At 70.7% G+C, this 15,169-nt stretch carries 12 protein-coding genes; 2 read left to right on the top strand and 10 right to left on the bottom strand.

From position 1 onward, the window contains the following. Nucleotides 1–247 precede the first annotated feature (247 nt). The 5 genes from AC1DWR_RS18900 to guaB form a co-directional block, all read right to left on the bottom strand. Nucleotides 248–1,957, bottom strand: coding sequence for a GMC oxidoreductase (locus AC1DWR_RS18900; RefSeq protein WP_477614778.1), 1,710 nt, complete (start codon nt 1,955–1,957; stop codon nt 248–250). A gap of 13 nt (nt 1,958–1,970) precedes the next feature. Further along, entirely contained in the window at nt 1,971–3,563 is a 1,593-nt protein-coding gene (locus AC1DWR_RS18905; RefSeq protein ID WP_477614777.1) for a succinic semialdehyde dehydrogenase, read from the bottom strand. Between the two features lie 70 nt (nt 3,564–3,633). Continuing rightward, nucleotides 3,634–4,755: a GuaB3 family IMP dehydrogenase-related protein gene (locus tag AC1DWR_RS18910; protein WP_477614776.1), complete on the bottom strand. Its 1,122-nt coding sequence runs from the start codon at nt 4,753–4,755 to the stop codon at nt 3,634–3,636. 305 nt (nt 4,756–5,060) lie between these two features. Further along, nucleotides 5,061–6,437, bottom strand: a complete 1,377-nt coding sequence (locus AC1DWR_RS18915) for a S8 family peptidase (RefSeq protein WP_477614775.1) — start codon at nt 6,435–6,437, stop codon at nt 5,061–5,063. A gap of 149 nt (nt 6,438–6,586) precedes the next feature. Beyond that, the gene (guaB, locus tag AC1DWR_RS18920; RefSeq protein ID WP_477614774.1) at nt 6,587–8,182 is read right to left on the bottom strand and encodes an IMP dehydrogenase; all 1,596 of its coding nucleotides are present in this window, start codon (nt 8,180–8,182) and stop codon (nt 6,587–6,589) included. Nucleotides 8,183–8,461: 279 nt separating this feature from the next. Between guaB and AC1DWR_RS18925 the strand changes: the two genes are divergently transcribed. Beyond that, on the top strand, nt 8,462–8,755 hold the full coding sequence (locus AC1DWR_RS18925) for a WhiB family transcriptional regulator (protein WP_477614773.1): 294 nt from the start codon (nt 8,462–8,464) through the stop codon (nt 8,753–8,755). 19 nt (nt 8,756–8,774) lie between these two features. Then, nucleotides 8,775–8,999, top strand: a complete 225-nt coding sequence (locus AC1DWR_RS18930; protein WP_477614772.1) for an RNA-binding S4 domain-containing protein — start codon at nt 8,775–8,777, stop codon at nt 8,997–8,999. Nucleotides 9,000–9,008: 9 nt separating this feature from the next. Here AC1DWR_RS18930 and AC1DWR_RS18935 read toward each other — a convergent pair whose 3' ends face one another. The 5 genes from AC1DWR_RS18935 to groL form a co-directional block, all read right to left on the bottom strand. Next, a complete protein-coding gene (locus AC1DWR_RS18935) occupies nt 9,009–10,517 on the bottom strand; it encodes an RNA polymerase sigma factor (protein WP_477614771.1) in 1,509 nt (502 codons plus the stop codon). Nucleotides 10,518–10,586: 69 nt separating this feature from the next. Then, the gene (locus AC1DWR_RS18940; RefSeq protein ID WP_477624967.1) at nt 10,587–12,035 is read right to left on the bottom strand and encodes an FtsX-like permease family protein; all 1,449 of its coding nucleotides are present in this window, start codon (nt 12,033–12,035) and stop codon (nt 10,587–10,589) included. Further along, entirely contained in the window at nt 12,032–12,778 is a 747-nt protein-coding gene (locus AC1DWR_RS18945; RefSeq protein WP_477614769.1) for an ABC transporter ATP-binding protein, read from the bottom strand. Before AC1DWR_RS18945 ends, AC1DWR_RS18940 begins: the two co-directional genes overlap by 4 nt. Further along, a complete protein-coding gene (locus AC1DWR_RS18950) occupies nt 12,775–13,311 on the bottom strand; it encodes a PadR family transcriptional regulator (protein ID WP_477614768.1) in 537 nt (178 codons plus the stop codon). Before AC1DWR_RS18950 ends, AC1DWR_RS18945 begins: the two co-directional genes overlap by 4 nt. A gap of 177 nt (nt 13,312–13,488) precedes the next feature. Beyond that, the gene (gene groL, locus AC1DWR_RS18955; protein WP_477614767.1) at nt 13,489–15,108 is read right to left on the bottom strand and encodes a chaperonin GroEL; all 1,620 of its coding nucleotides are present in this window, start codon (nt 15,106–15,108) and stop codon (nt 13,489–13,491) included. Between the last annotated feature and the right edge of the window lie 61 nt (nt 15,109–15,169).

Consider the following 15,169-nt stretch of genomic DNA (forward strand, 5'->3'; position numbering starts at 1 on the left):
GTCGTGCACTCTCGACCGGGCCTCGCAGAAATCTTCCAACTACCGCGTAACCCCTGCTCAGCGGGGTCGTTGTCTGGGTGGTGTGGCTGGAGACCCACCCCCCGGCTCGTCTCCAGCCACACCACCTGGGACGGTGGTCGGCACAAGGCAGGGGTTTGTGTCGCCCGCCGTCTTTGGTCCCCAGAGTGGCTCAACCAGAGCCGGTGAGTCGCGTCGGACAGCCGGTGTCGGCCGGCCGCACCTGCGGTCAGACCTTCGCGCTGTCGTGGGTGTAGCGGGTGACGGCGGGGTTGGCGGCCTTCACGGCTTCGAGAGGGTGGTAGGCCTCACCCTGCGCCGGTCGCGGGTCGGTCTCGCCCTTGTTGGGCCACAGCGACATCGCACGCTCGGCCTGCGCGGTGATGGTCAGGGAGGGGTTGACCCCCAGGTTCGCCGACACCGCTGACCCGTCGACCACGTGCAGCTGCGGGTAGCCCCAGACCCGCTGGTAGGGGTCGACGACCCCGCGCTCGGGGGTCGAACCGATGGTGACGCCGCCGAGGAAGTGCGCCGTCAGAGGGATGTCTGCGATCTCGCTCAGGCCGCCGGTGGGATAGGTCGGGACGCCGGTCGCCTCCCTCAGCCTGCGCGCCAGGGCCTTCATGGCGTCGTGCCCGGCAGGGATATAGGTCGGGTTCGGCTCACCGTGCCCCTGTCGCGAGGTCAGCGTCCGTCCACCGAACCTGCCGCGCACGCCCGTCACCTGCAGGGAGTTGTCGCGGCTCTGCATGACCAGCCCGATGATGGTGCGCTCACTCCACCGGTGCTGTGACAGCGAGCGCACGAAGACGGCTGGGTGGCGGGCCACCTCGCGCAGGAACATCACGGGCCTCGGCAGCGAGCCCCCGGGCACGAGCAGGGTGGCCACGAGACCGACCGCGTTTGAGCCCGGACCGTACCGACAGTTCTCCACGTGGGTGTCGGCGTCCGGATGGAACGACGTCGTGATCGCCACGCCCCGGCTGAGCTCCATCCCCTCTTTCACGCGGTGCATCGTGACACCGTTGATCGCCTCGGAGTTGGTGCGGGTCAGGTGGCCGAGCCTGGCGGACAACCGCGGCAGCACCCCCGTCTGGCGCATGGAGTGCAGCAGCTTCTGGGTGCCCCACGTCCCCGCCGCGAACACCACCTGGTCCGCAGTGACGGTATGCCGGGCGCGCCGGAACCAGGCGCCGCTCGCCTCGTGCGTCACGGCATACCCGCCGCCGCGCCGCGGGGCGACACGGACGACCGTGCGCATCGGCTCGATGGTCACGCCGAGCGTCTCGGCCAGGGCAAGGTAGTTCTTCACGAGGGTGTTCTTGGCACCGACGCGACAGCCGACCATGCAGTTGCCGCACTCGGTGCACCCGGTGCGGTCAGGGCCGGCGCCGCCGAAGTAGGGGTCGGGCACACGTGTGCCGGGCATGCCGTAGAACACCCCTGTGGGGGTCTTGCGGAACGTGCCGCCGACGCCGAGGTCGTCGGCGGTCCGGCGCATGACGTCCTCGACGACGCCCTCACACGGGTTGGTGACGGCGCCGAGCATCGTCGAGGCGGTGTCGTAGTGGGGGGACAGCTCGGACTTCCAGTCGGTGATGTCGCCCCACTGGCGGTCCTCGAAGAACGACGCGGGCGGCACGTAGAGGGTGTTGGCGTAGTTGAGCGAGCCACCACCCACCCCGGCCCCGGCGAGGATCATGACGTCGGGAAGGCGGTGGACCCGCTGCACGCCGAAACACTTGAGGCGCGGCACCCACAGATAGCGGCGCAGGTCCCACGACGTCTTCGGAAGGTCCTCGTCGCGGAAGCGACGGCCGGACTCGATGACGTGGACCCGGTAGCCCTTCTCGGCCAGCCGCAGCGCGGCGACCGAGCCACCGAAACCGGACCCGACGACCACGACGTCGTAGTCGCGGTCAGGCGCGCTCGGGGTCACCGACGACCCAGCCTCATCGACGACCCAATGCCTTGAGCACCGTGAGCGCACTCGTCATCAGCCGGGCGTAGGTCTCCTCGCCCATGCCTGCGACCGGTGCGATCGGCAGGACGTACTGAGCCGTGACGTTCTGCGACTCGGTGTACTTGAGGATGCCCTCGCTGCCGTGACGGCGACCCACGCCGGACTGCTTCATCCCACCCATCGGGGACGCGATGCTCCCCCAGGCCGCGGCATACCCCTCGTTGATGTTGACGGTGCCGGCCTGGATGGCGGTGGCGATGCGGCGACCCCGCGCCACGTCGCGGGTGAAGACGGCGGCGTTGAGGCCGTAGTCGGTGTCGTTGGCCAGCCGGATCGCCTCCTCGTCGCTGTGCACCCGATAGATCGACACGACCGGACCGAACGTCTCGTCGTCGCGCAGCAGCATCGCGGCGGTGACGCCCTCGATCACGGTGGGCTCGTAGAAGTACGGGCCGAGGTCGGGGCGAGCCCGGCCGCCGGCAAGCACCCGAGCCCCCTTGGATCGGGCGTCGTCGACGTGGGCGGCCACCCGCTCGAGCTGTTGCGCCGAGACGAGCGAACCCATGTCGGTGCCATAGGCGAGCTCCGCCCCCAGCCGCATCTGCCCAACCGCCGCCACGAACCTGCGGGTGAACTCGTCGGCCACCGACTCGTGCACGAGGAGTCGCTCGATCGAGATGCACAGCTGCCCAGCCGAGGAGAAGCAGGCACGGACCGCACCCTCCACCGCCTTGTCGAGGTCGGCGTCGTCCGCGACGTACATCGAGTTCTTGCCGCCGAGCTCGAGCGAGTAGCCGACCAGACGGCCCGCCACGGAGGTCGCGACCGCTCGGCCGGTCTCGGTCGAGCCGGTGTAGCAGACGTAGTCGGTGAGGTCGACGACCGCCTGCCCGACGGTGGGGCCGTCGCCGAGGACGACCTGGAGGACCGACTCGGGCAGCCCCGCCTCCGTCAGCAGCTGCACCGCGCGGAGCGCCGTGAGCGAGGCCTGCTGGTCGGGGCGCAGGACGACGGCGTTGCCGGCCATCAGCGCGGGGATGGCGTCGGTGATCGCGAGCGAGAGCGGGTAGTTCCACGGGCTGACGATGCCGACGACCCCCCGCGCGTGGTGGTGGACCGTGCTCTGCGTGAGCACCGGGAAGAGCCCGGCACGGCGGCGCGGGCGCAGGTATGCCGCCGCGGAGCGGGCGTAGTGCCGCGCCACCAGGGCGACGTCGGCGACCTCTTCGAACGCCTGGCGACGGGTCTTGCCCGACTCGAGCTGGACGATGTCGAGCAGCTCGACCTGTCGTTCGAGGACGAGGTCGTGGTAGCGCAGGAAGATCCGCTCACGCAGCTCCATCGGCGTGCGCGACCACGAACGCTGCGCCGACCGTGCGGCGTCGACCGCGACGACGACGTCCTCCCGGGTCGACACCGGCAGCGACGCCAGGGGCGCCCCGGTCAGCGGCGTGTGGCTCACGAACTGCGCAGCTCGGGGGGCCGCGACCACCCGGCGAGCGAGCCGTCGGGCGTGCGCCGGGTCCACGGCATACGTCGCGGTGGGGTCGGTCTCGGGGTCGGCGATCAGGTCCGGAGCCATGCACGCAGCCTAGGTCCGGCAACCCTTTGTTACCAGCAGTAAGTTGGCGACCTTGCCCACATCCGGGTGGTCAGCTGCGCTGGTAGGGCGCGACCACGACCTCGACCCGCTGGAACTCCTTGAGGTCGGAGTACCCCGTCGTGGCCATGGCCCGTCGCAACGCCCCGATGAGGTTGGTCTTGCCGTCGGCGGTGCGTCCCGGGCCGAACAGGATCTGCTCCAGGGGCGCCAGGGCGCCGACCTCGACCCGCTCGCCACGCGGCAGCTCCGGGTGGTGCGCCTCGGATCCCCAGTGGTGCCCGCGACCAGGAGCGTCGGTGGCGCGCGCGAGCGCGGCTCCCAGCATGACGGCGTCGGCACCGCAGGCCACGGCCTTGACGATGTCGCCGCTGTCGCCCATGCCGCCGTCGGCGATGACGTGGACGTAGCGGCCGCCCGACTCGTCGAGGTAGTCGCGGCGGGCCGCAGCCACGTCGGCGATCGCGCTCGCCATCGGTGCGTGGATGCCGAGGGTGCGTCGCGTGGTGTGCGCGGCTCCACCGCCGAAGCCCACGAGCACGCCTGCCGCGCCGGTGCGCATGAGGTGCAGCGCTGCGGTGTAGGAAGCGGCCCCGCCGACGATGACGGGGACGTCGAGCTCGTAGATGAACCGCTTGAGGTTGAGGGGTTCGGCGCGACCGGAGACGTGCTCGGCACTGACGGTCGTGCCGCGGATGACGAACAGGTCGACCCCCGCGTCGATGACGGTCTTCCAGAACTGCTGGGTGCGCTGCGGGCTGAGCGCACCCGCGGCGGTCACTCCGGCCTCGCGCACCTGGCGCAACCGCTCGGTGATCAGCTCCGGCTGGATCTCGGCCGAGTAGATCTCCTGCATCCGCGCGGTCGCCAAGGCGGGGTCGAGCGTGGCGATCTCGGCGAGCAGCGGCGTCGGGTCCTCGTAGCGGGTCCAGAGGCCCTCGAGGTCCAACACCGGCAGGCCGCCCAGCTTGCCGAGCGCGATGGCGGAGTCGGGGGACATCACCGAGTCCATCGGCGCCGCGATGACCGGGATGTCGAAGTGGTAGGCATCGATCTGCCAGCCGACGGACACGTCCTCCGGGTCTCGGGTGCGCCGCGAGGGCACGACGGCGATGTCGTCGAAGGAGTAGGCCCGACGGCCCCGCTTGCCTCGGCCGATCTCGATCTCAGTCACCGCGCAAGGCTATCGGGAGCCGCGATGCACGGTGCGACACCGTCCGCGCGGGGTCTTGGCACCGCACCCCCTCGGTCCGGCACGCGTGCGCGCTTGACGTCCCGTCGCCGAGTGAGGGGGCGGCCGGCGACGGGACGCCCTTTATCGTCACAGCGGACCGTGTCCGGCCGGTTGCAACGACGTCCTTGGCGATCCCCCTGCCTGAACGCTGTAGCGCTCGTGTCGTCACCCTAGGTCGCCCACGCGCCCCGCGACTCACCCAGATTGCGTATGCCCGCCCCGCACGGGCGCGTGAGACGACCGTTCTACGAACCGGCTGCTCCGGAGGCGCTCACCAGGCCGTGACCGAAGAAGGAGGTCCACCCGTCGGAGCCGCCGTAGCACCTGAGCCGTTCGTCGGACGGCCCAAGCGGCTCCCAGTCCGCAGGGCAGGCCATCGGTGTCGCGCCGCGCTCCAGGGCTGCCATGACGGCGCTCGGCGACCAGCCCGGGTGGCGCTGGATGAGCAGCGCTGCGACGCCCGTCGCGTGCGGTGCCGCCATGGAGGTGCCGTTGAGGTACACGTAGGTCGCCCCCTGGTCGATGACGGTGATCCCGGGGAAAACCGCCTCGAGGGGGTCGAAGCCCGCCCAGATGTCACTGTCAGGCGGAACGGCACCCAGGATCGCGTCCTGAACGGTTCCGGTGGCGGAGAAGTAGTCCCCACCCGGTGCCGCGACGTCGCCGCCGACGCTGGAGTAGCCCGCGATGTTCATCGTGTAACCGGGGTAGCCGACCGGGCCGGTAGCCGAGACCGTGACCGCACCAGGCAGCTCAGCCGGCAGCACCCGGCAGCTGTTGTGGACGACCCGCTCGATCGGGGTGTCGTCGGGCCCGTCAGGACTGATGACGTCGAGGATCGGGTGCCTGAGGTCGGCCTCCTCGTTGCCGTTCGCGGCCACGATGAGAACACCCCGCTGGCGGGCGTAGCGCGCAGCCGAGGAGATGTCAGCCGCGAGTGCCCGCTGTTGCGCGTCGTTGCCGCAGTAGTAGAGGTACGGGTCGGCGAACAGGCTCAGGTTCACCACGTCGAGGCGCAGGTCGCCGGCAGCCCTCAGGGCATCGGCCACGGCGTACGCGAAGCAGTAGCCCGGCATCGTGCAGGCCTTGAGCGCGACGATGGTGGCCTTCGGCGCGATCCCGGCGATGCCGATGCCGTTGACGGGTGCCGCGATCTCGGAAGCGACGTGCGTGCCGTGGCCTGAGCGGTCATAGACAGCGGCCTTGTTGGTGCAGTCGCCGTTGCCGGCCTCCGAGACGCTCGCCAGCCCGGCGAGGATGGCGGGGTCGTCGCTGCGGATGAAGGAGCAGGACGAGGCCAGGTCCAGGTTGGGCGTGATGTCGGGGTGGCGGAAGTCGATCCCCGAGTCGATGACGCCGACGCGCACGCCGGAGCCGTCCGCCAGCGCCCGGGTGGCGCCGTTGGCGCCGATCAGGGCCATGTCCCACTGGCACGCGGCCAGCGGTTCACTGCTCGGAGCGGCGAACACGCCGTCCCACAGGTCGTGGCAGATCGCGCTCAGCTCACCGGTCGTGGCGGCTTGGGTGCGCTGGGTGGCACCCACAGCGGTGCCGGTCAGAGCGGTCGAGGCGAGGGCGACCGCGGACATCGCGGTCAGGAGTCGCCGGTGGGATGTGCGCATGGTCCACCTCCGGGCCCGGTGCCCCCGCGCATCGAGGGCACGACCACGCTAGGTCGACCCCCGCGCCCGCGGATCGACCAGAACGCGTAGGAGACGTGTGCCGGGTGGCCGCCACCCGGCATACCTCGGGCTTGGTCAGCTCGGGCGCGTCAGCGACCGCTGTAGTTGGGGGCTTCCACGGTCATCTGGATGTCGTGCGGGTGGCTCTCCTTGAGACCCGCCGAGGTGATGCGCACGAACTTGCCACGGGCCTGGAGCTCGGGGACGGTGTGCGCGCCGACGTAGAACATCGACTGGTGCAGACCACCGACCAGCTGGTGGACGACGCCGGAGACGGGGCCGCGATAGGCGACCTGGCCCTCGATGCCCTCGGGGACGATCTTGTCGTCGCTGGTGACGTCGGCCTGGAAGTAGCGGTCCTTGGAGTAGGACTTCTTGCCGCGGGAGGACATCGCGCCCAGCGAACCCATGCCGCGGTAGGACTTGAACTGCTTGCCGTTGACGAAGATCAGCTCACCGGGGCTCTCCTCGCACCCGGCCAGCAGCGAACCCAGCATGACCGTGTCGGCACCGGCGACGAGCGCCTTGGCGATGTCTCCGGAGTACTGGAGGCCACCGTCGCCGATGACCGGTACGCCGGCCCGGCGACAGGCCAGGGACGCGTCGTGGATGGCCGTGACCTGCGGGACGCCCACTCCGGCGACGACGCGCGTGGTGCAGATCGAGCCGGGTCCGACGCCTACCTTGACCGCGTCGACGCCGGCGTCCACCAGCGCCTGGGCGCCGGCGCGCGTGGCGACGTTGCCGCCGATGACCTGGACGTGCGCGGTGGCGGGGTCGGCCTTGAGCCGGCGGATCATGTCGAGCAGGAGGCGGGCGTGCCCGTGGGCGGTGTCGACGACGAGGACGTCGACACCGGCCTCCATCAGGGTGGTCGCCCGCTCCCACGAGTCGCCGAAGTAGCCGACGGCAGCGCCGACCATGAGGCGTCCATGGTCGTCCTTGCTGGCGTCGGGGAACTGCTCGGACTTCACGAAGTCCTTGACGGTGATCAGCCCCGCGAGCCGGCCCTGGTCGTCGACGAGGGGCAGCCGCTCGCGCTTGTGCTGGCGCAGCAGGGCCGTGGCGTCGGCGCGGGAGATGCCGACCGCGCCCGTCACCAGCGGCATCGGGGTCATGACGTCGCGGACGCGGGTGGTGGCCCATTCGGCGACGGGGGTGAACCGCAGGTCGCGGTTGGTGATCATCCCGAGCAGGGAGTTGTCGGGGGCGACGACCGGCAGGCCGGAGACGCGGTACTCGCCGCAGATCCGGTCGAGCTCCTCGAGGGTGGCGTCGGGGCCGATCGTGATGGGGTTGCTGATCATCCCCGTCTGGGTCCGCTTCACGAGGTCGACCTGGTAGGCCTGGTCCTCGATCGAGAGGTTGCGGTGCAGCACGCCCAGGCCACCCTGCCGGGCCATGGCGATGGCCATCCGCGACTCGGTCACGGTGTCCATCGCGCTGGAGATCAGCGGGGTGCGCAGCGAGATCTCGCGGGTGAGTCGTGCGGTGGTGTCGACCTCGGACGGGATCACGTCGGTCTCGCCGGGCAGGAGCAGGACGTCGTCGTAGGTCAGGCCCAGCTTGCCGAACGGGTCGTGCTCCTCGAGCTCGGGAGCGGGATCGACGGCGGGGTCCGGGGCTGGGGCGGGAGCGGACTCCTGCAGGCGCCGAATGTCATCGAGGTCCACACCAAGGCTCATTGCCCAATCGTAACGGGCGCCGACCCCACCCCCGGACGGACCTCCGGAAGCGGCCGATGGCGGGTCGACGACGGGCTGACGACGGGCCGGCGACGCGCTCGCGACGCGCTGCCGACCGGCTGCCGAGGCCCTGCCGCGGCACCGTCCAGCATTCGGGACAGCCCCCGTCTGGGTGCGCGGCCTTGAACAAGTCCTTACGTTCCAACCCTGTTTCCGCAGGTCAGAGGGCGGTAGCGTCCGAGACGTGCGGCACCGTGCCGCAGGGAGAAGAGGGACGACATGGCTGAGTTGTCACGGCTTCCAGGACCGGTTGCTGACCTGTGGGAATGGCAGCTCGACGGTTCGTGTCGCCAGATCAACCCAGAGGTCTTCTTCCACCCCGAAGGTGAACGCGGACCGGCGCGCCGCTCCCGCGACACCCAGGCCAAGGAAGTCTGCCTGGCCTGCCCGGTCCTCAAGCAGTGCCGGGAGCACGCCCTGCGGGTCCGGGAGCCCTACGGCGTCTGGGGTGCGATGACCGAGGACGAGCGCGAGGCGTACTACGCCGGCCACGCCGTCCCCGCCGCCAGCTGAGCGACCTACACTCGGCTGCGTGAGCAGCCCCGTGGAAGTCCCCATCCGTGACGAGTCCATTCGGCTCGGGCAGCTGCTCAAGCTCGCCGGCGTCGTCGACGACGGCGCCATGGCGCGGTCGGTCATCGAGCTCGGTGAGGTCACCGTCGACGGCGAGGTGGAGGTTCGTCGCGGCGCCCAGGTGCGCCCCGGACAGACCGTCGGGTATGCCGGTCAGCAGCTGACCGTGGTCAGCGACGCCTGATCAGGGGGCTCAGTCGGCGACGACGAGCAGGGCTCGCAGCATGTCGCGGGTCTGGGCGCTGACCGGCCAGGAGTCCTTCGCCTTCCAGTCGACGGTGAACCGGTCGGCGCAGACGCTGCTGAGCTCGACGACGCGGCCATCGTCGGTCATGACTCGCACCACGAACAGCGAGCTCCCAGCCGAGCAGGAGCTGCCGGGGACCGCGCTCGACCCGGCCTTGGCCAGGTCGGCGTTGAGCTGCGCGAGCTGTGGGCCGCCCATGACGTTGCCCCGGATCCCGCGGTACCGAGGGACCTTCGTGAGCATCGGTCGTGGGTGCAGGCAGGCAGTGGCCGCCTTCAGCACGGTCCCCCGCGGCAGGCTCGGTGGGGCGACGCCCGGCGCCGAGCGGGTCCTCCCCAAGATCGACGGGCACCCGAGGAAGACGGCGCCGGTGTCGCCGGGCCCCGGTCCTTCCTCGGCCGACTGCTCCGCCAGCGCGACGTAGTAGCTCGCCAGGGCCGGCCAGCCGTTGCAGGCGAGACCTTCGTTGGCGTAGGTCGTCATGATGCCGTCCTTGCCCTGCAACACCATCCGGAAGGCTGGCCCCTGAGGCAGGTCCGCGCACTCGGCTCCGCTGGTGCGCGGCTGCAGGGTCAGTGCGTCGACGGCGAGCGGAATGCTGACCGGGGCATCGGGCGGCAGTGAGCCTGCCCAGACGGACCCCTCGTCGGTCTGGGCGCAGACGAGCACGGCCGCGACGGTGATGCTGAGCGGCTGGCTGCGCACGACGGGCGGGGTCGGCGGACCGAAGGTCGTCCGGCAGCTCAGGGCCGCCGGTGGTGGCGTCGGCGGAGTCGGGAGCCCACCGTCGCCACCTCGCGAGACGACTCCCCCGACAAGGGCCACCACCGCCAGGCCGGCCACGGCGAACGCCCACCCGCGCGCACCACGCAGCCACCCGGCATACGACCTCGGCGGTTGGAGGAGCCCGTTGATCGACGGGTCCTGCGGCGGCAGGCCTGCCAGGAGGGCACGCAGACCCTCCTCGTCGAGGGCGAGGAGCGCGCCGACGGTCGCCATGGCGTGCAGGCGGTGGCGGTGCACCGCGGCGACGCCGTCGTCGAGGGCATCGGCGATCTGGGCCTCGCTGAGGCCGTCGAAGGACCACAGCACGAGCGTCGCGCGTTCACGACGGGACAACCCGGCGAGGGCGGCGAGCACGGCCGCCTTCGTGGGTGGGGGCGAAGCTGCGTTTCGCGGCCCCGCGGAACCCTCGGGCTCGTCGTGACTGCGACGACGCAGCTGCGGCCGCAGGTAGCTCGCCATCAGTGACTTGCGCAGCTCGGCGTCGTAGGACCCTGCACCTACCTCGGACAGGTGGTGCCACTGCGGCCAGCTGCGCGCGAGCGTGGCGCGGACGAGGGACTCGGCGCCCCTCTCGTCGCCAACCAGCAGCCACGCGGTCCGCAGCAGGTCGGCGCCCCGGGCCACGACGTACTCGTCGAAGCTGGGGGGTTCGGCGAACCGATCCGCCATGGGCCACCTCGCTCTGCGCCACCCCTCTTCCCGCATCGTATGCCGCGGAGCCCAGGTCGCGGCGAGCCCTCAGGTGGTGGCGCGCAGCTCCCTGGCGTGCATCGACGAGCCAATCGTGGCGGCGCCCACCAGCGTGGCGACCAGCACGGCTCCCACCGCGCCACCGACGAACATGGCCAGGTCGGCCCACGCCACGGGGATCGGCACGAAGTGGGTGCCGAGGTCCCAGTTGCCCGAGTCGTCGTTCGCGACCTCGAGGCGCCCGCCGCCGGTGAAACCGCGCATCGCCACGGTCCCGACCGCCGCAGCCAGCACGACCATGGGCACCACGGGCAGCAGCGTCTCGATGAGGTGGGCGCGGACGAGCATCGACCGTGGCACACCGGCAACGGCCAGTGCCGCGAGCGCCCTGCGACGCAGCATCATCGACTCCAGCTGGATCACCAGCAGGCCGGCGGCCCCGAGCAGCAGCGCGACCCCGACAACGACGGAGATGACGTCGAACGTGCTCGCGAAGAAGGCTGTGTCCGGTCGCTGCAGGTTTGCCTCCATCGTGAAGGCGGCGGCACCCGCGCCGAAGAGCACCGCCAGGATCACACTGGCCGTCGCCCGGCTCGCAGACCACGGGTCGGCCACCATCCGCCGCGCCGCGATCAGTGCGGCGACGGAAGTCGGGCGCGCGGCCAGCACCCGGCCGAGCAGGTGTGACACGGACGCGCTGCCGAACAGCAGAGCGACCAGGATGACGACGACCAGGACCATCGGCGGCCACGTGGACAGCGACCGGTGCTCCAGCAGCTCCAGCCGCCCGAGGATGCTCGGCCAGGCTGCGAAGGCCGCAGAGGCAAGGACCAGCGCCACGACGGGGAGAGCTGCGGGTGGGCGACGTCGGACCTGGCGGACGACACCGAACGGCGTCAGCGCGACCCGACGTAGCGCCAGGCGGCTGAGCAGCACGGCCCCGACCGGCACGAGGAGCAGCGAGATCGCGGCGGCCCACCAGTGCGGCCAGACGTCCACCGGCAGGGCCGGACCGGGGGCCACGAGCACCTGCCGAGGAGAACCATCCGGGCCCCGGACCGATGCGGTGAACGGCTTCGGGGCACGGAGCACCAACCTGGCCACCAGGAAGGCCGAAGCAGCGAGGGCCGAGCCCCCTGCCGCAGCGATCCCCGTCTCCCACGAGACCACGCGACGGGCCTCGCCGGGCGTCATACCCGCCAGGCGGAACGCCGCGAGGCGCCGGTCCCGCCGGGGTGACCCGACGCGCACCCCGAGGCCGGTGAGCACGAACGCAGGCAGGCTGAGGAGGACGAGCGCGGTGACGACCCCTGCGTGCAGTCCGGAGTCGTTGAGCACCTCGACGCGGTAAGCCCGCCCTTCCGGGACCGACACCACAACTGCCGCAGTGAGCAGGATGAAGGCGGTGAAGGCGGCGCCGAGCGCCGTGATCGCGAGGCGCAGCCGGTCGACGCGCCCACCCGTCAGCGCGAACCTCAAGGCCTGGAGGAGGGTCATGAGCCGGCCCGCGGGCTCGAGGCCGAAGCCGACGCCGACGCCGCGGAACCAAGCACCGCACCGTTGACGCCGAGGCCGCCGGAGAGCCGGCCGTCGCGCACCTCGATGTCACGGTCGCCGTAAGCCGCGACACGAGCCTCGTGCGAGACCAGCACGACGGTGGTGCCCGTCTCCCGCGCGGTCTCGGCAATGGCAGTCATGACCTGCTCGGCAGCCATCGAGTCGAGGGCCCCGGTCGGTTCGTCGGCGAAGAGGACAGCCGGCTCGGTGACCATGGCCCTGGCCACGGCCACCCGTTGGGCTTGCCCGCCCGACATCTGCCCGGGCCGGTGGTCGGCCTGGTCCCCGACGCCGAACCGGTGCAACCAGGACTGCGCCCGGTCGAACGCCTCGGCCCGCTTCATCCCGCCGAGCAGGAGCGGGAGTGCCACGTTCTCGACCGCAGGCAGCTCCTCGACCAGCTGCCCGAACTGGAACAGCACGCCGAACTGCTCACGTCGCAGGCGGGAGCGGACAGCCTCGCTCTCGGCACTGATGACCCGCTCGCCGAACTCCACCGTGCCGGCATCGGGAGCCAGCACACCGGCCAGGCACAGGAGGAGCGACGACTTCCCTGATCCCGAAGGCCCGGTCACCGCCAGGATCTCCCCGTGCCGCACGTCCAGGTCGATCCCCCGCAGCGCCGGCGTCAGCCCGTAGGCCAGCGTCAGACCTCGCGCCTTGACCACGGTCCCCTTGTTCATACCCCGATTTCCTCTCTCAGAGTGCCGACGCGCTGGAGTGCCGCGTCCATCCACTTCAGGTCTGCATCCAGGTGCGCGAGGGCGTAGTCGGCGGCCAGGACCTCGTGCAGCGACGAGTCCCGGGCCGACTTGGCAGCCGTGAAGGCCCGCATCCGGGCCAGGTGTGCGGACCGCTGGGCCCGCAGGAACGCCGACGCCCCTGCCTCGTCGCCGAGCAGCAGCGCGATCGTCACCTTGAGCTCGAACGGGTTGGCGACGTGCTCGGACGGCTCATCGGTCGATGCGAGCCACGACCGCAGCTCCTCGGATCCCGCTTCGGTGATCTCGAAGACCATCCGATCGGGCCCGTCGACCCGCTGCACCCCGCGTGGCTCGACGAGCCCGCGGCGGTGCAGCCGGTCCAGCGTCGAGTAGACCACTCCGAAGGCGATGGGTTTGGCCTGCGGGAAGCGCTGGTCGTGCTCTCGCTTCAGGTCATACCCGTGCCGCTGCCCCCTGCGCAGCAGCCCGAGGATGACGTGACCTGTCGACATGACGCTCACTATTCACTACATGAATAGTGAGCGCAAGCACTTCGGCTGCATCCGCGTGGTCAACGCGGGTCAGCGCACGACGAAGGCCCGCCCCCGCAGTGGGGACGGGCCTTCGTGAGGTATGCCACGCAGCTCAGCGCCGCGCGTCGTCAGTCCTGAACGACCTGCTGCGCCCGGTCAGTGACCGTGGCCGTGACCGTGGCCGCCGGCGCCCTGGCCGTCCTCGTCTTCCTTCTTCTCCACGACGAGCGTGTCGGTGGTGAGCACCATCGACGCGATCGAGGCGGCGTTGACCAGCGCGGAGCGGGTGACCTTGACCGGGTCGATGACGCCGGCCTTGATCAGGTCGCCGTACTCACCGGTCGCGGCGTTGAGGCCGTTGCCCGGGCTGAGCTCGCGCACCTTGGAGACGGCGACGTAGCCCTCCATGCCGGCGTTCTCGGCGATCCAGCGCAGCGGCTCGGCCGAGGCCTTCTTGACGATGAGCGCACCGGTCGCCTCGTCGCCCTCGAGGTCGAGGTCGTCGATGACGGTGGAGGCGTGGACGAGGGCGGAGCCGCCACCGGCGACGATGCCCTCCTCGATGGCCGCGCGGGTCGCCGAGATGGCGTCCTCGATGCGGTGCTTCTTCTCCTTGAGCTCCACCTCAGTGTGGGCACCCACCTTGATGACGCAGACCCCACCGGCGAGCTTGGCGAGGCGCTCCTGGAGCTTCTCGCGGTCCCAGTCGGAGTCGGTGCGCTCGATCTCGGCCTTGAGCTGGTTGACCCGGCCGGTGACGTCGTCGGGCTTGCCGGCGCCGTCGATGATCGTGGTGTTGTCCTTGGTGACGACGACGCGACGGGCCTGGCCCAGCACGTCCAGGTCAGCCTGGTCGAGCTTGAGGCCGACCTCCTCGGAGATGACCTGGCCACCGGTGAGGGTCGCCATGTCCTGCAGCATCGCCTTGCGACGGTCGCCGAAGCCGGGGGCCTTGACCGCGACCACGTTGAACGTGCCGCGGATCTTGTTGACGACGAGGGTCGACAGCGCTTCGCCGTCGATGTCCTCGGCGATGATCAGCAGCGGCTTGCCGGTCTTGATGACCTTCTCCAGCACCGGCAGGACGTCGGCGATGGCCGAGATCTTGCCCTGGTTGATGAGGATGTAGGCGTCCTCGACCACGGCCTCCATGCGCTCGGCGTCGGAGACGAAGTAGGGCGAGATGTAGCCCTTGTCGAACTGCATGCCTTCGGTGAACTCGAGCTCGGTGGTCGCCGTCGACGACTCCTCGACGGTGATGACACCGTCCTTGCCGACCTTGTCGAACGCCTCGGCGATGGTCGACCCGATCGTCTCGTCCTGGGCGGACAGCGCGGCGACCTGGGCGATCTCTTCCTTGCCCTCGATCTCGCGAGCCGTCTCGAGCAGCTTGGCGCTCACTGCCTGGACCGCTGCGTCGATGCCGCGCTTCAGGCTGGCCGGGGCGGCACCTGCGGCAACGTTGCGCAGGCCCTCCTTGACCATGGCCTGGGCGAGCACGGTGGCCGTCGTGGTGCCGTCACCAGCGATGTCGTTGGTCTTGGTGGCGACCTCCTTCGCGAGCTGGGCGCCGAGGTTCTCGTAGGGGTCCTCGAGCTCGATCTCGCGGGCGATGGTCACGCCGTCGTTGGTGATCGTGGGGGCGCCCCACTTCTTGTCGATGACGACGTTGCGGCCCTTCGGGCCGAGCGTCACCTTGACCGCGTTCGCGAGCGCGTCAACTCCGCGCTCAAGCGACTTGCGGGCGGAGTCGTTGAACTCCAGCGTCTTAGCCATGAAAGTCCTTCTCTAGCAATCGGGTTCAGGAGGGATTGAAGGCAACGTGCCCTGTATGCCG

The organism is Pedococcus sp. P2_E2 (genome assembly GCF_056403955.1).